The organism is Prevotella brunnea, assembly GCF_008016795.1.
In the GTDB taxonomy this organism is placed as follows: Bacteria; Bacteroidota; Bacteroidia; order Bacteroidales; family Bacteroidaceae; genus Prevotella; species Prevotella brunnea.
Genome location: NZ_SDIK01000059.1, coordinates 14,245 through 32,773, shown reverse-complemented (window position 1 = coordinate 32,773; position 18,529 = coordinate 14,245). Strand labels below are relative to the sequence as shown.

At 45.5% G+C, this 18,529-nt stretch carries 13 protein-coding genes and 1 tRNA gene; 9 read left to right on the top strand and 5 right to left on the bottom strand.

Translation table 11 applies throughout. From position 1 onward, the window contains the following. Positions 1-257: 257 nt before the first annotated feature. The 3 genes from ETF27_RS08350 to ETF27_RS08340 form a co-directional block, all read right to left on the bottom strand. Positions 258-1,781: a RagB/SusD family nutrient uptake outer membrane protein gene (locus ETF27_RS08350; RefSeq protein ID WP_147785708.1), complete on the bottom strand. Its 1,524-nt coding sequence runs from the start codon at positions 1,779-1,781 to the stop codon at positions 258-260. A 37-nt stretch (positions 1,782-1,818) separates the two neighbouring features. Then, complete coding sequence (locus tag ETF27_RS08345) at positions 1,819-4,947, bottom strand: SusC/RagA family TonB-linked outer membrane protein (protein ID WP_147785707.1); 3,129 nt, start codon at positions 4,945-4,947, stop codon at positions 1,819-1,821. Between the two features lie 777 nt (positions 4,948-5,724). Next, a tRNA-Asn gene (locus ETF27_RS08340) sits at positions 5,725-5,798 on the bottom strand. Positions 5,799-6,747: 949 nt separating this feature from the next. On the opposite strand from ETF27_RS08340, the gene ETF27_RS08335 reads away from it, so the two are divergent. The 3 genes from ETF27_RS08335 to ETF27_RS08325 all read left to right on the top strand — a co-directional run bounded on the left by ETF27_RS08335 (position 6,748) and on the right by ETF27_RS08325 (position 10,393). Further along, a complete protein-coding gene (locus ETF27_RS08335) occupies positions 6,748-8,556 on the top strand; it encodes an AMP-dependent synthetase/ligase (protein ID WP_147785706.1) in 1,809 nt (602 codons plus the stop codon). Between the two features lie 36 nt (positions 8,557-8,592). Next, entirely contained in the window at positions 8,593-9,708 is a 1,116-nt protein-coding gene (prfB, locus tag ETF27_RS08330; RefSeq protein ID WP_130830597.1) for a peptide chain release factor 2, read from the top strand. A gap of 187 nt (positions 9,709-9,895) precedes the next feature. Continuing rightward, a complete protein-coding gene (locus ETF27_RS08325) occupies positions 9,896-10,393 on the top strand; it encodes a CYTH domain-containing protein (protein WP_130830669.1) in 498 nt (165 codons plus the stop codon). Here ETF27_RS08325 and ETF27_RS08320 read toward each other — a convergent pair. Continuing rightward, entirely contained in the window at positions 10,353-10,745 is a 393-nt protein-coding gene (locus tag ETF27_RS08320) for a VanZ family protein (protein WP_130830598.1), read from the bottom strand. The genes ETF27_RS08325 and ETF27_RS08320 overlap by 41 nt on opposite strands. Before the next feature lie 90 nt (positions 10,746-10,835). Here ETF27_RS08320 and ETF27_RS08315 point away from each other — a divergent pair, with 90 nt between their 5' ends. The 4 genes from ETF27_RS08315 (at position 10,836) to ETF27_RS08300 (ending at position 14,312) form a co-directional block, all read left to right on the top strand. After that, positions 10,836-11,819, top strand: a complete 984-nt coding sequence (locus tag ETF27_RS08315) for a helix-hairpin-helix domain-containing protein (protein WP_130830599.1) — start codon at positions 10,836-10,838, stop codon at positions 11,817-11,819. Positions 11,820-11,918: 99 nt separating this feature from the next. Next, positions 11,919-12,110 (top strand): hypothetical protein, encoded by a 192-nt coding sequence (locus ETF27_RS08310; RefSeq protein WP_130830600.1) that lies wholly within the window; start codon positions 11,919-11,921, stop codon positions 12,108-12,110. A gap of 420 nt (positions 12,111-12,530) precedes the next feature. Further along, positions 12,531-12,938, top strand: coding sequence for a P-loop NTPase family protein (locus ETF27_RS08305; RefSeq protein WP_130830601.1), 408 nt, complete (start codon positions 12,531-12,533; stop codon positions 12,936-12,938). A gap of 75 nt (positions 12,939-13,013) precedes the next feature. After that, positions 13,014-14,312, top strand: coding sequence for an L-cysteine desulfidase family protein (locus ETF27_RS08300; RefSeq protein ID WP_130830602.1), 1,299 nt, complete (start codon positions 13,014-13,016; stop codon positions 14,310-14,312). An 82-nt stretch (positions 14,313-14,394) separates the two neighbouring features. Here ETF27_RS08300 and ETF27_RS08295 read toward each other — a convergent pair whose 3' ends face one another. Beyond that, entirely contained in the window at positions 14,395-16,020 is a 1,626-nt protein-coding gene (locus ETF27_RS08295) for an RluA family pseudouridine synthase (protein ID WP_240048162.1), read from the bottom strand. Between the two features lie 199 nt (positions 16,021-16,219). Here ETF27_RS08295 and ETF27_RS08290 point away from each other — a divergent pair, with 199 nt between their 5' ends. Together ETF27_RS08290 and ETF27_RS08285 are read left to right on the top strand one after the other, a co-directional pair. Continuing rightward, positions 16,220-17,296 (top strand): patatin-like phospholipase family protein, encoded by a 1,077-nt coding sequence (locus tag ETF27_RS08290; protein WP_130830603.1) that lies wholly within the window; start codon positions 16,220-16,222, stop codon positions 17,294-17,296. A gap of 42 nt (positions 17,297-17,338) precedes the next feature. After that, positions 17,339-18,526 carry a bifunctional hydroxymethylpyrimidine kinase/phosphomethylpyrimidine kinase gene (locus ETF27_RS08285; RefSeq protein ID WP_130830604.1) on the top strand — a complete coding sequence of 396 codons (1,188 nt, stop codon included), beginning with the start codon at positions 17,339-17,341 and terminating at the stop codon, positions 18,524-18,526. Positions 18,527-18,529: the final 3 nt, after the last annotated feature.

Genomic DNA, 18,529 nt, shown 5'->3' with positions numbered 1-18,529 from the left:
CAACAGCTGAGCTGAATTAAACAGGGGTTAAACACCGTTCCACCGGTATTTAACTCCTGTTTCTTTTTATTTCGTAAGCGGCTAATATTGGATGCTTACGATATTCTTCACAAAAGCGACTAAGATTGGATACTTACGATAAAATCGCAGTATGCTGATAAGACATAAAAAGGCTGCATTCCTTTCATAGGGATGCAGCCCATTTTCTACATGCTAAGAAATGCTTAGTGCATGATAATTAAAAACAACTCAGAGATTTATGGATTCTGTACCAAATTCTTGTTGGCATTGATTTCCTTAATCGGAAGTTTATGCAAGAAGTCCTTATCGTCCGTTCGCATTACCTTTCTTGCAGATTCCTTGTGGTTGGAAACAACCTGAACGTCCTTACCATCCTTATCCTTAATCGTGTAACCCTTGGTACGGTCGATGGTTTCCTTCCAGCGCTTCATGTCGAACCAGTTTGTACCCTCACCCCAAAGCTCTATGCGGCGTTGGAAACGAATCTCCTTGCGAAGCTCATCCTGTGTTGCGGGAGCTTTAAACTCAGGATTTCGCTTGCTGGCAAAAGCAGTGAGCTTGGTTTGTGCATCACCTAACTCTCCTAATTCTACCAATGCTTCGATTTCAAGCAAAATAGGATCCTGAACGCGGATGAAGCAATAATCTTGTTCCATACCTGCCTCACCTGCAATAAACTTCACTTGCTCGAAATTATCAAGATCATCTATTTTTTTCATACCAGAGTTGTGAGTCTGTGCGATCATCTGCATCGCTACTTCCGGCAATGCTTCCTTGTCAATCCAAAGCTTTCTGCGAGAGTCGCTCTTAGGAATCTGGTTGTACAGATAGTTGTAGATGAGCTTGGTCTTACCACCGGCAGCATAACCTCTGGAGAGGAAATGATCCATGTGACTCCAATATGATGCCCACAGCGTAGAGTTCTGAGAGTTGATGTCATAACCCCACAAGATGTCAGGCTGACCAATGTCCCAACCGCGAGCCGGCTCTGTAACCTTATCGGAACCACCTTCTTGTGCGATTACAGCGTAGGTCTTAACATTTTTCCAATCTTCCATCTGAGCATAAGCCTTTGCCAAGTAAGCAGCAGCCACAGAGCGATCTACATCCGTGCGAACACCGGTGTTATGGCAGTGATCAACAGCGTATGTCAGATCCTTAATGATTTGTGCGTAAACATCTTTCACGGTAGCACGAGGAAGGTTCTCATCAGTTGATTTCAATGCGAGAGGAACACCCGGCGCATTCTCATGACCTTTATAGGTATGCTGATAGAAGTTTACCAAATGGAAGTAAGCGATACCACGTAGAGCAAGTGCCTCACCCTTAGATGCCATCACTTCGGGATCGTCGGATTCCTGAGCAAAGTAAGTTTCCAAGTGGAGATTCACTTTCGCGATAATGCCATAGAACTGTCCCCATGTGGATCTGGTACGGCGATAATTCTCCATGCGGTTATCAATCTGATAGTCGAATTGAAACCAGTTCCAATTCTGATATGCAACGTCTTCGCACATCAAATCGGTAGCGATGTGGAAAGCTTTCAAGCCGAAATCATCATGGCTGGAATAATAGTCCTGGAAAATGGAATATACATTTGCCAGAGCAGCTTTTGCTACCTTCGGCTGTGTTTCCGGGTTGCCAATCAACTCGTCGTGACGTTCCTGAGTTACGTTATCCGTTACCACAGGATCGAGGTCGCACCCTGCCAAACCAAACGTGAATGCGAGTGCAGCTGCAACTTTTATATAATTCTTCATATTTCTTATATTTTATAATCGTTTATTAAACTGATTTTTATAAATTCAGGTTGATACCAAACGAGAGGGCACGTACCGCACTGTTTACACTGACATTTTGTGTACCGTTGAGTGAAACACGTGGGTCAAGACCTTTTCTCTTAGACCACAAACCGAGGTTGTCGGCAGCAAAGTAAAGGCGAAGTCCCTGAATACCCACTTTATTCAAGACGCTCTTTGGCAACGTGTAACCTAATGTGAGGTTGTTCAAGCTGAGGTAAGAGCCATCAATGATGAAACGGTCAGTAGCTTCAGTTAGTTTTTGTGTGCTGCTCTGCAAACGTGGAACGTCGGTGTTTTTGTTCTCCGGAGTCCAACGATTGAGAATATCCATGTGCCAGTTAGTACCCGGAGTTCCGGCTGACATCAAACCAGCGTAGTTGGCGTCATAAACCTTTCCACCGATACGATAAGCGAACTGCATGGAGAAGTCGAAACCGTAAGCCGCAGCGTTGATGTAGAAGCCACCTGTCAATTTAGGCAAAGAGGAGCCCACAAATTGTCTGTTCTTCAAACCGCTGTCATATTTAGCTCCACCTACTTTCTCGAACTGTTTTTTCTTGTCGTTCCAAATCCAGTAAAGTTGTTCACCATTCTCAGGATTAACGCCGGCAGATTTCACCATATAGTAATCGTAGATGCCGCCACCCTCTTTCATAATGCGCCAACCAGAAGTGATACCATCTTCTTTGAACTTCTCAGGCAGTTTGGTAATCTTGTTTTTATAAGTGATACCATTTACGCCTACATTCACGTTGATGTGCTCATCGTTGTAAACATTAGAAGAGAGGCTAAACTCGAAACCAGTGTTTCTCATGTTACCGAAGTTTACGGGTTCTGTATCGAAACCTGTTGTTGAAGGTATCGGGAGGTTGAAGAGCATGTCTGATGTACGACGAGTAAAGAAGTCGAGTTCACCGGCAATGGCACCCTTCCAGAATGAGAATTCAAGACCTACGTCCAAGTTGTTGTTCTTCTCCCAAGTGATTTCTCTGTTACCTTTATAGACAGGTCCATAAACACTTTCCGTACCTGTAGAGGAAATTCGATAAAGGTTGGTGTACGGAGTATAAGCTCTTACCGATGAGCCCGGCAAGTAGAGATAGTCGTTACCTTGAACACCATAGCTGACACGCAGCTTCAAGTTCTGAATGGCCTTGACATCCTTTAGGAAGTCTTCTTGGTTGATACGCCAAGATGCGCCCACGCTCCAGAATGTACCCCAGCGGTGATCCGGATGGAATACGGAAGAACCATCACGACGCAGAGAAGCAGAAGCATAGTACTTGTCCATATAATCGGCTGTTACCTGTCCGAAGAAACCTTCTACCTTGTATTCGCGAGAAAAAGAGTCCAAATCGGAAATGGAAGCTGCTGAACGGAATTCCGGCAGAGTCGGGTCGAGAAGACCTTTCTTTTCGCCAGACATGAAGTTCCATCTCTGTGAGAAGTATTCATGACCCAACATGGCATGGATTGTTAAGTCGTTGAATGTCCGATCCCAATTCAAGATTTGGTTCCAGTTGGTTGACAACGATTGGTTTACTTCCTTATTGAGGATACCGCCGTATGCCTGACCATCACCCACGAGTGGATTCACCAAATTAGTCCAACGCCACCAGTTGCCATTGAATGTTGCAGTTGTGCTGAACTTGAAGTTGTAAGGCAGCTTCACGTCGATGCGTGCGTTCTCGGTGAGGTAGTAATTGGTATTCTTCTGTACATTGAGTAGGTTTTGCTTGATGAGGTTCATACCACCTGCATAGAGACGGCTTTGCGAATCATCATAAATACCCTCTCCATTTGCATCGCGCAAAATCTTACCATCAGCATCGTGCTTATAGATAGGATAGATAGGAGCAATCATACGACTCCACATGAAAGCATTGCTATAGTTGTTACTCTCGTCAGCCGCATTGCGAGCATTGGTCTTAGCAAATTGTGAGGAAGCAGAAATTCTCAACCAATCGGTGATGTCAGCATCATAAGACATACGGTTGGTCAGACGCTCGAAACCGGTATTCATGTTGAAACCGCGGTCATTCAAATAACCCAAAGAGAAGTAAACCTTAGATTTTTCACTACCCTTCGTTACGCTGAGGTTGTATTCCTCACGGGTTCTCGGGTCGTACAAAACACCATCCCAATCGTTGAAGTTGCTTGCGTCTTCGTAGCGGATGGGAGCAGTGGTAAGATTGCCGTTCGCATCAACCACCTGATTGTCAGGAGTTTTGTAAATATTGTAACCCAATTCTCCAATCAAGTTGTCGGAAGCCCACTGAGCGGGATTAGCCTCAGGATCATCAATGTAAGTAACAGAGTTCTTCAAAGCTTCCCATGTCAGTTTGTAATACAAGCCCGGATCGCGGATGATGTCATACTCCGGAACGGCACGCTTGTTTGTACCAATGCGAGCATCGAAAGATACCTGTACACGACCCTTGTTACCACTCTTCGTAGTAATCAAGATTACACCGTTGGCACCACGAGCACCATACAAAGCAGCGGAAGCAGCGTCCTTCAAGACGTTGATGCTCTCGATATCCTTTGTATTGATGGCATTGATTTCACCATCATAAGGAGCACCATCCAAAATAACGAGCGGTGCACTGGAAGCATTCAAAGAACCGATACCGCGAATACGCATCGTTGTTCCCTGACCTGCACGACCGGAAGGAGAGGTTACGGACAAACCGGCTACCATACCTTCCAAAGCTTTGGAGGCATCGGCTGCCTGCACCTTCTCTAACTTCTTCGAGTCGATGTTGGTGGCAGCACCGGTATAGGTTGATTTCTTCACCGTACCATAAGCTACGACGAGGACTTCGTCAAGATCGCTACCCACACTTGCCAACTTGATAATCATGTTGTTGCTTGCGGATACGGTCTGGGTTACCATACCAATGTAAGAAACTACGAGTTTCGCACCCTTGGGTACGCTCAAAGTAAACTTACCGTCAAGATCGGTAGCGGTACCGTTTTTAGTTCCCTCAACCATCACGGAAGCACCGATAATGGGCTGACTGTCGTCTGCAGAAATCACAGTACCGCTAATCTGTGTTTGTGCCATAGCTATCCCTAAACTTAGGAACAGGCATGCGAGAAACATTGTTAGTCTTTTTTCCATAAAATTACTATTTAAATTATGTTTAAGTGAAAGATTTCCTCTCTTTATCCGGTACGTTCAAATGCTTATTACATCGAAGTCATACCGTCTGATTGTGCATTTTACTTTATTAACTACTGCAAATATAATACAATAATCCTGACAAAAGATATATTTTCAAATGAAAAAGCATCATATTTACGTTTATTAACACTTATTTCTTCTTTATGGATTAAAAGTGCAAAAATATGCACTAAATAATAATCATTTCATTTCTATCATCCTTTTATTATACTTTATTTTATTAAAGGCACCACAAATTGCAACTTCTCACTTAAATAAACGAGAATAAATAAGAATTATGCAACAATATACTGCACAATGTAAACGAAGAAAACAAGAAACATGGCTTTTCATCGGCTTGACACTTACCAAATAAGCCTATTTCCGATTATTTGCTGACACTTTGTAAAAATCATTAAAAAAAACACACAAAAGTTGAACACGGACTTAGTTTCAAATGCACGAGATGGATCGTTTCACCTTATTAATATTAATCTATTTGGCATGGAAGAAAGATGTAATGGATGTTTGGAAGGCTAAACTTAGATTTTTATAGTTGTGTTTATCCGTCCGACAAAGACAAAAGCCGGCGGCGTACAACGACAGAGTCCTTTTCAGAGGGTCAATGGAGCAATCCCGATAATTTATTTTCCAAATGACTGTATTGGGAATAACCCTTTCAGATTCCCATCAAAAAAAAAACGGAAGCCCTTTTTGTTCGGACTTCCGTCTGTGCGCTCCAGGATGGGCTTGAACCAACGACCCCCTGATTAACAGTCAGGTGCTCTAACCAACTGAGCTACTGAAGCAGGATTTTGCTTTTTCCTTTTAAGCGTGTGCAAAGATATGGTGTTTTTTTTAATTGACCAAACTTTTTTAAAGAAAAATAAAATCGACACGCATATTTTTTCAATAGCACTCTAAATTATTCTCATTCTGTCTATACAAAGCTTAGCTTTCACTCTTCAAAAGCTTACCTTTTGCAATGTAAGCATCTAATATTAGCCACCTTTGTTGTGATATAGCTACTGGAATATGGACGGACTGCCGGGCTATAGGCTTTGCTCTGAACCAACGTACCGGCTCTGAGCAAAGCCTTTGTGCGGGCAAAGCATGACTTTGTGTCTTCAAAGTAGCAGGTTATTCCCAAAGCGGTCGATACTCATGCCATTGACCGGTACTTGTTTTCAATACGAAGGAAACTTTCACGTTCATTAACCCAGAGGATTGATTATTCACAAAAAGGTTTCCGATGGCAGAGAATATGCGAAGCATTGGCATTTTTATTAAATCGCTGACTATCAATAATATATAAAAACGCATAAAATTTCAACATGCAAAAGCTAAGCTTTCAAATCGCAATAGCTAAGCTTTCACGTGGCAAAAGCTCAACAAACGAAACGCAAAAGCTGAACTCTTGAAAGGATTTTTTGTTATATTTAGGAAATATTCTCGCATATTCATGTACTTCATGACGGATTGAGTAAAATGGGAAAGCGCAAACACAGTCTTGAAGACACCCATCGAGAGAAAACTCAACGAAAAACAAAGGCTTTCCATCATTGAATCTTTACAAATATTAACCATCAAGAAAACCGATTGCAAATTGTTCACCGAGACGACCCTTATTCCCTTTTTTGTGTGATTTTGAACAAGATTGAAAGGTCGTTTCCGGAGAATCGGAGGAATATATTTTGCAAATTATTTCTTCTTTTGCCGATAAATGAGTATTTTTGCATAAAATAAAACGAGATAAGTATGCAGTCAGTGTGTCATTTTTCAACCCTAATTCACGAACAAGCGAAGAAACATGGAGCCAAACCGGCTCTCACCTTTCGCAACTTCGGCAGTCTGAAATGGAAGTCCGTGTCGTGGAATCAGTTTTCACTCCGCGTGAAACAAGTATCGAACGCACTCCTTAATTTAGGGCTAAAGCCACAAGAGAAAATCGCAATCTTCTCGCAGAACTGCATTCAATATCTTTACACCGACTTTGGGGCCTACGGAGTGAGGGTTATCACCATCCCCTTTTATGCCACCAGCTCGGAACAGCAGATACAATACATGGTTCAAGATGCCGGCGTGCGCTATTTATTTGTTGGCGAACAGGAACAATACAACAAGGCTCACCGCATCTTTGCACTCTGCCCGTCATTAGAACGGATTGTTATTTTCGACCCCAGTGTCAGGATTAGTTCCCACGATCCCCACGCACTTTTCTTTGAGGATTTCTTAAAGTTGGGAGATCAGTTCCCCCGACAATCAGAAGTGGAAAATTTATGGAAAGAAGCCACACCCGAAGACATCTGCAACATCCTCTATACCAGTGGCACCACCGGCGAAAGCAAAGGCGTCATCCTCACCCATCATATGTACCTGTCGGCGGTAGAAGCCAATACGCGTTGTGTTCCCGTAACTTCAAAAGACAGAGTAATCAACTTCCTCCCCTTCGCCCACATCTTTGAAAAAGCATGGGCATATTTGGTGTTGGCGGTTGGGGGCGAGCTGATTGTGAACACTTATCCCCGAGAAATCCAAGACAGCATGCGCGAGACGCATCCCACCTGCATGGCAGCCGTACCTCGCTTCTGGGAGAAAGTTTATATTGCCGTAAAGGAAAAGATTGACCATGCTACCCTTTTGCAGCGAAAAGTATTTAAAAGAGCATTGGAGATAGGACGCAAACGAAACATCACGTACATCAGTCGCGGTAAGCGTGTACCCCTTGCCCTGGAACTGGAATACAGGATGGTGAACAAGACCATTCTCAGCCTTGTCCGAAAGGAATTGGGGCTGCTGAATCCCAATATTTTCCCAACTGCCGGAGCTTACGTCTCGCCGGAAGTGGAGGAGTTCGTTCATGCCATCGACATACCGATGGTTGTGGGCTACGGACTAACGGAAAGTTTGGCAACAGTTAGTTGCGACCACAAGGGAAAACCTTATACCATCGGTTCCGTGGGACGCCCCATTGACAGCATCGAGGTGAAGATAGGAGCAGACGATGAGATACTACTCAAGGGTCCTACGATTACTCCCGGCTATTTCCGAAGAGAGCATATCAACGAAACGGCTTTCGATAAGGATGGTTTTTTCCATACGGGCGATGCCGGCTATCTGAAAGACGGCGAGCTTTTCCTGAAAGAACGCATAAAAGACCTGTTCAAGACTTCCAATGGAAAATACATTGCTCCACAGATGATGGAAGGCATGTTGTTGGTAGATAAATTCATTGACCAAGCAGTGGTGATAGCCGACCAACGCAAATTCGTCTCCGCGCTGGTCGTTCCGGAGTTCCGTGTCTTAGAAGAATGGGCAACCGAGGAAGGTATCGCCTTCGAACATCGCGAAGACCTCTGTCACAACCCACGTGTGGTAAAAATGTACAGGGAGCGCATAGAAACCCTTCAGCAACGCCTTGCCCCTTACGAACAAGTGAAGAAGTTTACGTTGCTGCCACATCATTTTTCCATGGAGACCGGAGAACTGACCAACACGTTGAAACTGAAACGTCCGGTCATATACAAAAACTTCAAGGACATCATTGACAAGATGTATGAGGAGTAACGGACACATATTTGATTAGAAACAAAAAGGAAAGAAGTGATAACAGCCGATCAACTTAAAGATGTATTGGAGCGCGTAAAAGCTCTGCATCATTATCTGAATATTGACCAACGAAAGATAGAATTTGAGGAGGAACAACTCCGAACCCAAGCTCCTGACTTCTGGGAAGATGCCGAAAGAGCACAAGAACAGATGAAGAAGGTGAAGAACATTGAGAAGTGGCTCAAAGGCTACGAGAATGTGCGAACACAGGCTGACGAGTTGCAACTGGCTTTTGAGTTCCACAAGGATAGTCTCGTTACCGAAGAAGAGGTGGATGACAACTATTCCGAAGTGGTTTCCTCCATCGAGAAGCTGGAATTGATGAACATGCTCCGACAAAAGGAAGATCCAATGGAATGTGTAATGAAAATCAATTCCGGAGCAGGAGGCACTGAAAGCCAAGATTGGGCATCAATGCTCATGCGAATGTATATGCGTTATGGCGAGGCACACGGCTATAAAGTTACCATTTCTGACATTCAAGACGGCGACGAGGCAGGCATCAAGAGCGTAACAATGAAGTTCGAAGGCGGAGAATATGCCTACGGTTTCCTAAAAAGCGAAAACGGCGTGCATCGTTTGGTACGCGTCAGCCCGTTCAACGCCCAAGGAAAGCGCATGACGAGCTTTGCCAGCGTATTCGTCTCACCATTGATTGATGACACCATCGAGGTATATGTTGATCCGGCACGCGTCAGTTGGGATACGTTCCGGTCGGGAGGAGCCGGCGGGCAGAACGTGAACAAGGTGGAATCGGGTGTGCGTCTGCGCTATCAATACGAAGACCCTGACACCGGAGAGCAAGAAGAGATACTCATCGAGAACACCGAGACGCGCGACCAACCGAAGAACCGCGCCAAAGCCATGCAGCTTTTGAAGTCTCAACTCTACGATCGCGCCATGAAGAAGAAAATGGAAGCACAAGCAAAAGTGGAGGCTTCCAAGAAAAAAATAGAATGGGGGAGCCAAATTCGCAGCTATGTTTTCGATGACAGACGCGTGAAAGACCATCGCACCAATTACCAAACATCGGATGTGGATGGGGTTATGGACGGAAAGATTGACAACTTTATCAAGGCATACCTCATGGAATTTCCCACAGAGGGGTGAACCTCAACGGTTGAAAGGAATAGAAAAATAAAAATATTACTACTATGAGCCAGAAAAGCAAGTTATACAAACAAAGACGAGAAGCCCGACAGGAAAAGCAGGCGAAGACAGTCATTAAATGGATTATTATCAGTCTCTTTATACTGGCATTGGTTATCTTCGGATATTCCATCTACCTTTTTGGCTGATGAGCGGATTGGAGATTGAAAGAAAGTTCTTGGTTCACAAGTCGAAGGACTGGAAGAAGGCAGCCTTTTCATCAAGTCGCATCCAACAAGGATATTTTTCCGCCAAGCATACCGTTCGCGTTCGCGTTCGCGATGAGAAAGCCTATCTCACCATCAAGGGCGCATCGCTCGACGGTGGATTGTCGCGATACGAGTTTGAGAAAGAAATATCATTGGAAGAGGCGCGCCGGTTGTTGGAGCTTTGTGAGCCGGGAAAAATTGACAAACGACGTTATCTCGTGAATTACGAAGGGCATCTCTTCGAGATAGATGAGTTCTACGGCGACAACGAGGGTCTCGTGATGGCAGAAGCAGAGCTGAAAGATGCTAACGAGACGCTAAATCTCCCTGAGTTCATCGGGATGGAGGTAACGGGCGACTCTCGTTTCTACAACTCCCACTTGCGCGTTCATCCGTTTAAGCTTTGGCGCGACGCCTTGCCCAAAGAGTACAGATGAGGAAAGCAATGGTAGAACCCATAGCGTCCGCCACGAAATCCATCCATTCCCCACTACGTCTGCCACCGGTGCAATAGGCTTGCAACAGTTCGATGAGTCCACCCATACAGACCGGAAAAAGCCAAATCCAAAGAAGCAGCCGAAGGAAGGAGGCTTTCGGACGAGTGCGCAAGAACTCAAAGGAGAACAACAAGCCAAGCACCAAATAGAGAGCGCAATGTGTCCATTTATCAATTAATGCCACATTCTGTAACGGTGTTTCCGGAACATCCATGAAGCAAAGATACCAAATGACAAGCAGAAATAAGATGGTCAGTGGATACGCGCGCAAGAAACGAAGAACCAATTTCATATTGTATAACATGGTTTTCTGCAAAAGTAAGCATAAATTCGCAGACAAACCGTTTTTTTTGCCACAAATATAATCTTTTACGCCGGAACGATGAACTTTCGAGATTTTTTCTACTTGCAAAAATCGGACAGAAAGGCTGTTCTTTTCCTCCTTTCCCTTGCAGCGGCAGTCATCATTGCCGTCTATTTGTTGGGGAACGACAACAACCGGACGATAGGTGGTGCAGATAACGAAGACACACACTTCAAAAGAGGTGCCGCATCGGAAAGAAACGGAAATCCGAAAGAAGCCTATCGCTTCACGGAAAGCAGGCATGTGAAACCATTTCCGTTCGACCCCAACACTGCCAATGGCGAGGAACTGGAGCGATTGGGCTTGGCACCTTATCAAATTCGCAACATTTACAAATATCGTGCGAAAGGAGGCGTATTCAGATCTCCGCAGGATTTTGCCAAGATTTACGGACTAACACGCAAACAGTACCGAGCCTTAGAACCCTACATCACCATCGGAGATGATTATGAACCTGCCTTCACGCTGGCAAGCGTCCGAGCATACCATGAGAACAAACTGGCGGAACGCGAAAGAATACACGAGGCATACGAAGCATACAAGGCACAAGATGCTTATCAACCCTATAAGAAATATGACCGGGACACCATACGCTATCCGTTGAAGATAAAGGTGAACGAGCATATCAATCTTGCTGTGGCAGACACCACCTTGCTAAAAAAAGTTCCCGGCATAGGTTCCGGGTGGGCACGTGCAATAGTTAGTTACGGAAAACGGTTGGGTGGCTACGTTTCCGTTGGACAACTCAAGGAAATAGAGGATTTTCCGGAAGAGTCGCTTCCGTTTTTTGAAGTGAGAAATCCTCACACACAAAAATTAAATCTTAACAAACTATCGCTCAATCAGCTGCGCCGACATCCTTACATCAATTTCTACATGGCGCGCGACATCTTGGATTATCGTCGCCTGAACGGGAATTTGTCATCGCTCTCACAACTCAGATTGCTCAAGAACTTTCCTCCCGATGTAATAAAACGGCTGCAACCCTACGTTACGTTTTAACAATCGTTCCCACCATCTCGTCCATACGCTCATTCCGAAACATGATTTTTTCCACCACAATTTATTGTCCGTTCAAGATATTATCAGTACATTTGAAACATGAACGAAAAAATAAAGATGAGCAAGGGAAGAGCAAACACGGTTGTAGCATCAGGCATTAGCGGTCTTTTGGCGGTTATTGTCTTCGTAATCAATCTCTTCATTTGCAATTCATCGGTATTCGGTCTGAGCCTAATCATTGGCATCCTCTCATGGGTGGTCTTCCTCGTGGCTGTAGGCACACCACGATAAAACACTTTCTATCTTCCCGGCTGTCATTCCTTACAAAACCGGAGAAGGCATGCTGCGCAATGATTAACCCCCGGAATATAATTTTGAAAGCCGTCAGTGTTTCGCTATCATTTTACCAAGCAGTGGTAATACCATTACCAGCCACCGGTAACACCATTACCAAGCAGTGGTAATGCCATTACCACTGCTTGGTAATTTTCCCACTTAGCAGCTTTTTGTTTCCGAGCATCCTGCCATTTTGAAGATTTGCTTACAACTTGCGTGCAGCAGTAAACCGACTATACGTCCCAACTCAGCTTGTACAACACTCATTGCCCAAAATTGCGAAGTATCGAATACCGAAGAATTGACAAACTATGGCAAAACGTTCGGGTTTCGCTCTTTTTTCTTATCTTTGCAACGATACTATATGGCAGCTATATGATAAGACAAGATTATTTCCTGAGAATCATTGAAGAGTTTACCGCAGCCGTTGCACTTTTTTTAGAAAAGAAAGAGGACGACCGGGATGCAGGAATGAGGGATTTGTATCGACAGTATGTGGGCGATTACGAGTTATTGCGCAACATGACGGTACGAGAGTTGGTGGCTTTTTCGTTAGAGCAATGGAAGCCGGAGGAACGCATTCGCAGATTGGGAATGTTGGCAGAGCTGCTCTACGTTGAAGGAGGATACAAGGTGAACCCACTGCGCGCAATGCTGCTGGACAAGGCATTGCTGCTCTATGAATACGTGGACGCACACAGCGACACCTATTCCATAGACAGGAAAATGAAGATGCAAAAGCTTGCTGACGCCGTTACAGCGATAGAAGCAAAGAAGTCGTGAAGTTTTTTGTGGAAAACCGTGTTGTTTTCCCTAAATTTTCCGTACATTTGCATCACAACTACTAATTTATACAATATGCTGGAGAAAAACATACGTGAGCAAATCATAGACTTAATGCACCGACAGGTGGTACCTGCCGTGGGATGTACCGAACCAATGGCAGTGGCACTTTGTACGGCACGTGCCACAGAACTGTTGGGAGAGAAGCCTGAGAAGATAAAGGCTCACTTGTCAGCCAACATTCTCAAGAATGCCATGGGCGTGGGAATACCCGGTACGGGCATGATAGGACTTCCCATCGCCATATCCTTAGGCGCGCTCATCGGAAAATCGAGTTATCAACTTGAAGTAATCAAAGACCTGACTCCGGAAAGCCTTGAAGAAGGAAAGAAATTCATGGGCGAGAACCGTATTGACATCAAGCTGAAAGAGGGTATTAGCGAAAAACTCTATGTTGAAATCACGTGCGAAGCAGGCGACAAGAATGCCACAGCGGTGATTTCGCACTCTCATACCAACTTCGTTTACGAGGAAGCAAACGGAAAAGTGCTGCTGAACAAGCAGACAACATCCGAAACGGAAGAGAAGCAGGGCGAGAAGGATATAGAACTAAACCTTAAAATGGTTTGGGATTTCGCAACAACAACGCCGTTAGATGAAATCAATTTCATCATGGAAGCAAAACGATACAACATGCGTGCTGCATCGGAAGCGTTGAAAGACAATTACGGGCATTGTTTGGGGAAAACCATGGATCGCCCGTTAAGTCGTGGCATCTTTGGCGATAGCATCTATTCCCACATCATTTCCAAAACAGCTTCCGCCTGCGATGCCCGCATGGGAGGCGCAATGGTTCCGGTGATGAGCAACAGCGGTTCGGGAAATCAAGGAATATGCGCCACCAACCCGGTTGTGGTGTTCGCCAAAGAGAACGAAAACACACCCGAAGAACTCATCCGCGCATTGACATTGAGCCATCTGACCGCCATCTATATCAAGCAGAACCTCGGTGCGCTATCAGCACTTTGTGGCTGCATCGTGGCAAGCACGGGGTCGAGTTGCGGTATTACTTATCTGATGGGAGGCAGTTACACCAATATATGCTATGCGGTAAAAAACATGATTGCCAACCTTACCGGTATGATTTGTGATGGCGCAAAGCCCAGTTGTGCACTGAAGATATCATCGGGAGTATCCACTGCCGTATTGTCTGCCATGATGTCGATGGAAGGACACCACGTAACGGAGGCTGAAGGCATTATCGACAAGGATGTGGATCGTTCCATTAAAAACCTTACCAACCTCGGAAAGGATGCCATGTGTGCCACCGACGATATGGTGCTCAACATCATGACGCACAAGAGCGAATGCTGATTTTTCAATCGTAGTCCGATAAAAGCCAAGCAGCCAACCTCGCCCGGATAACCAGCGGACAGGGTTGGCTGCTTAACCATCATCAGAAAGGTGGAAGAACTTCAAATTGTTTCAATTCTCCTGTTGCGGGATGAGTGAATCGTAAATACTCCGCATGGAGATATAAGCGGTCAGCAGCCTTTCCATAAAGCGTATCACCCAAGATGGGGGCATTCAAACCATCCGGATGCGCGCAATGAACACGAAGCTGGTGGGTGCGACCGGTAAGGGGTGTCAGTTCCACCTTCAAGGCTTTCGTGAAATGAGAATCGTTGATGGTTGTCATGCCGATGATGCGATAGCGGGTTACGGCTTCTTTCCCACCGGTAAAATCTGCCACCTGTCTGGGACGATCGAGCGGATCGGGACGGAGAGGAATGGACAGGATGCCCTCATGAGACAATCCCGATGTGAGAAAAGAGGGAGAGATGAGGGCAGAATAACGCTTTCCCACGGTGCGTTTTTTGAATTGTTCTTGCAACATGGCATGTGTTCGTTTGTCTTTTGCAACCACAAGCAGCCCACTTGTTGCCATGTCCAGCCGATGTACGATGACCGGCGTATCGCGAAGTTCCCATCTTCGGCGCAGCTTACTTTCCACCGATTCTCTTCCGGTTCTTCCCGGAATGGTGAGCATTCCGGAGGGTTTGTTCACAATGGCAAGCCACTCATCTTCATAAATGATATCAAGCGATTGTGAAGTGTTGCTTTCCAAAGGATTATTCTCCACATTCATGCCCTTCAACATCCATGTTAGCAGTGGTTTACACTTACCATTGCATGCCGGATAGAAATGTTTGTGATGCCTTATCTCGGTCTTCGGCGATGCTCCCCACCAGAACATCGCGATGCTAAGTGGCTTCATGCCATGACAAAACGCGTAGTGCAGGAGCTTGGGTTCACAACATTCGCCGGCTCCCGATGGCGGGTCAAGAAACGAACTGTTTTTGAAGGATTTTCCATTGTAATAGTCATGAAAGATGTCAATGACACTTTTCGCCTCGCCACAGGCATTTCGCAACACGAAATGAGAGAAAAGCCAACTCTGAAGGTGGTCGGACATTAACTTACGACGAGTTTTTAGCTCCGCGATTCTTCGCTCGAAGTCAAACACAGTGGCAGTGGCTTTCTCCAAAAGCTCGGCATACGCCTTCTTGGTTCTTCTCACCTCAGCCTTCAGAAACTGACTTTGCTTTATCATCTCTTTTTTCTCGGCTTCGGACAGGAGAGCTGTTTCGCGCCTTTTGTCGCGAAGAGCCTTTGCCATCGTCATGGCTTCCCGCTTCACTCGAATGGCTTTTTCAGCCTCTTGCTTCAAGTTATCCAGCCTTTCACGCGCAAATTGATAGGCTTTAGAAGCATGAATGTAGCTGATTTGTCGGTTGATGTCCGATATTTCCTTCTCGCGCGACTTGAAATAGCCATGCGGTTGCAGATAGTCAAACACCGGTGGAACAAATTCGTCCTCGTTCACTCCTTCCATTTGTCCGGAATAAGCCTGCAAATAGCCAAGATTACCATCCTTTTCCACCACTAAAACCCCAAACATTTTTCCTTCACACAACGCGGGGAGCGAGGATTGGAGTTGGTTTGCAGCAACGATGCAAAGTGGTGATGGAGCGTAAAAAAACGGATTGTTGAAGGGTTCGTTCTCTTTTTCTCGTTCCATGGGTGACAAACTGTTCGTGAATGGATGAAATCGTAAATCCTGCATGATAAAAACGACAAATGAAAAGTTGCTTATTCTTTTCTCCAAATCTATCAATAGATTAAGAGCGGATTGCAAAGATACTGCTTTTTCTTCTTAAAAATGTGCTAAAATTGTTTTTTAGCTTATCTAATCATCTGAAAAGCAGTATCTTTGCCACATGAATAGGACAAGGGTGTTATCGTTTCTGTTGTTTCTTTGTCTGCTGACGGCTCAAGCACAACGCCCCAAAGTGGGATTGGTCTTGGGCGGAGGCGGTGCCAAAGGCGCGACTATCGTGGGGGTGTTGAAAGAGATAGAACACGCCGGAATTCCCATTGACTACATCTCCGGAACGAGTATCGGTGCCATTGTGGGCGGATTATACAGCGTTGGCTATCGCGCAGCTGACCTTGACACTCTCTTTCGGTCGCAAGACTGGTTGTCATTGCTGACAGATGGCTCGTCTGCCACTCGTGGACGACTGATGGAAGAAAAGGAGGGGATAACCTATATCTTCGGAATTCCGGTTTCTCATCGCAAAAATGGTAAACACTCGTTAAGTGGTTTCGGATTGTTGCATGGCGACAGCATCCTCAGTTTTCTCGACTCGCTCGTAATCAACTCACCGGTGGCGCGCCATGCCCAATCGTTTCCCTCAACATTTCCCACCGATAGTTCATCCTTTCTTCAGCCCATTCCGTTTTGTTGCGTAACATTTGATTTGCAACAGTACAGAGAGGTGGTGCTCTCTTCCGGCAATTTGGCACGGAACATGCGAGCCAGCATGGCGATTCCCGGCATCTTCAAACCCGTGATAACAGACTCCATGATGTTGGCTGATGGAGGAATGGTCAACAATCTTCCGGTGGATGTGGTAAAAGAAATGGGCGCGGAGATTGTGATTGCCATTGATTTAACACAAAACAAACAAGAAGAATATCAATCGCCCATCTGGTTTCTGAAAGGATTGGGTGGGATAATCGGATGGCTGGCAGAACGTCCTGATATTCAAAGATACAACAAAAACAGGAAATTGGCAGATTTATATATCAACCCCGATTTAGGAAATTACGGTGTTTTGAGCTTTAATGCCGATGCCATTGCCGACATGCTGTCAATGGGAAGAAAAGCCGGCAGAGAACATTATCAAGACCTTATGCTATTGAAAGAAAGATTATCATCCTCATGTTCTGACCTCAAAACCGACGAACAAGATGACTCTGTGCGAACAATCGCATCGGTGATGCACCAATAGAGAGAAACCATCTGGCAAACACTTATTTTTCAACATCGCGACATGGAAAAGAAAACAACGATACTCACCATCACCGGTTCCGATAGCACAGGTGGCTCGGGGGTACAGGCAGACATCAAGACGATTACCGCGCTCGGCGGATATGCTGCCACGGCCATTACCACCGTCACGGCACAGGACACGGAAGGGATAAGGCAGCTTTACGATATTCCCGCAGAGGTGTTGGAAATGCAGATGCGCGCGGTCATGAACGACTTACAGCCCGATGGTGTGAAGCTTGGCATGCTGCGAACGGTGGAACAAGTGCAGGTGGTGGAACATGTGCTACTTGAATATCATCCAAGATATGTGGTACTCGATGCCGTTGTCATCAGTAGTAAGGGAAACATCCTCATGCCTCAAGAGGTGTTCGGTGCCATGGAACGTCTTCTTTTCCCACTTGCCACCATTGTGGTAATCAAGAAAGAAAGTGCATCTCACATCCTGAAACGCGATGAAATAAGAAGCAACGAGGCGTTAGAGCAGATGGCTCGACAACTGCTGAACAAGGGCTGCGAATCGGTGGTGCTTCAAGGCGGTGTAATCGCCTCAGAGTCGCTCACCGATGTGTTAGTTCAGAGAGGTTCGTCCACTGCACATTTCTACACTCGTCCCGGATTTATCGACCGGATTACCCATGGTGCCGGAGGCGCCTTCTCCTCTGCCGTTGTCGTAACCTTGTGCATGGGCGAACCAATGGTGAGAGCCATCGATCACGCGCTGGAGTATGTGAGTCAGCTTATTCTCCGTTCCGCTGATTCCAACTTAGGTTCCGGTGGCAGGTTGCTCGACCACAGCAGTCATTTACCGCATCAGAGCATCTCCGCACGGATGATAGAACTCTACAACGAGTTGATGAATGAGATTGCGGTACATCATCGAGCAACGGGCGAAGTGGGTTTTTATGCCAACCGTCTGAACGTTTCTCCTCGTTATTTGGCACAAGTTACGCGACGTGTGGCAGGAAGAACTCCCAAACAGCTCATCGATGATTACATCATAAAAGAAATAGAAACACACCTTACCGGAACTACGAAAAACATTCAGGAGATAGCCTTTACTTTCGGTTTTTCCTCACAAGTGCAGTTCAATAAGTTTTTCAAGAAGATGAAAGGCTGTGCTCCCACCCAATATAGAAAAGAAGCCTCTCCACAATCTCCTCCCCGAAAAGGAGGAAACGCAGAGAGGTAGGGA

Bases quoted from the DNA above. Each gene is read 5' to 3' on its own strand.
- ETF27_RS08350 (WP_147785708.1), bottom strand. From the start codon at position 1,781: ATGAAGAATTATATAAAAGTTGCAGCTGCACTCGCATTCACGTTTGGT.
- ETF27_RS08345 (WP_147785707.1), bottom strand. From the start codon at position 4,947: ATGGAAAAAAGACTAACAATGTTTCTCGCATGCCTGTTCCTAAGTTTA.
- ETF27_RS08335 (WP_147785706.1), top strand. From the start codon at position 6,748: ATGCAGTCAGTGTGTCATTTTTCAACCCTAATTCACGAACAAGCGAAG.
- ETF27_RS08325 (WP_130830669.1), top strand. From the start codon at position 9,896: ATGAGCGGATTGGAGATTGAAAGAAAGTTCTTGGTTCACAAGTCGAAG.
- ETF27_RS08320 (WP_130830598.1), bottom strand. From the start codon at position 10,745: ATGAAATTGGTTCTTCGTTTCTTGCGCGCGTATCCACTGACCATCTTA.
- ETF27_RS08315 (WP_130830599.1), top strand. From the start codon at position 10,836: ATGAACTTTCGAGATTTTTTCTACTTGCAAAAATCGGACAGAAAGGCT.
- ETF27_RS08310 (WP_130830600.1), top strand. From the start codon at position 11,919: ATGAACGAAAAAATAAAGATGAGCAAGGGAAGAGCAAACACGGTTGTA.
- ETF27_RS08305 (WP_130830601.1), top strand. From the start codon at position 12,531: ATGATAAGACAAGATTATTTCCTGAGAATCATTGAAGAGTTTACCGCA.
- ETF27_RS08300 (WP_130830602.1), top strand. From the start codon at position 13,014: ATGCTGGAGAAAAACATACGTGAGCAAATCATAGACTTAATGCACCGA.
- ETF27_RS08295 (WP_240048162.1), bottom strand. From the start codon at position 16,020: ATGGAACGAGAAAAAGAGAACGAACCCTTCAACAATCCGTTTTTTTAC.
- ETF27_RS08290 (WP_130830603.1), top strand. From the start codon at position 16,220: ATGAATAGGACAAGGGTGTTATCGTTTCTGTTGTTTCTTTGTCTGCTG.
- ETF27_RS08285 (WP_130830604.1), top strand. From the start codon at position 17,339: ATGGAAAAGAAAACAACGATACTCACCATCACCGGTTCCGATAGCACA.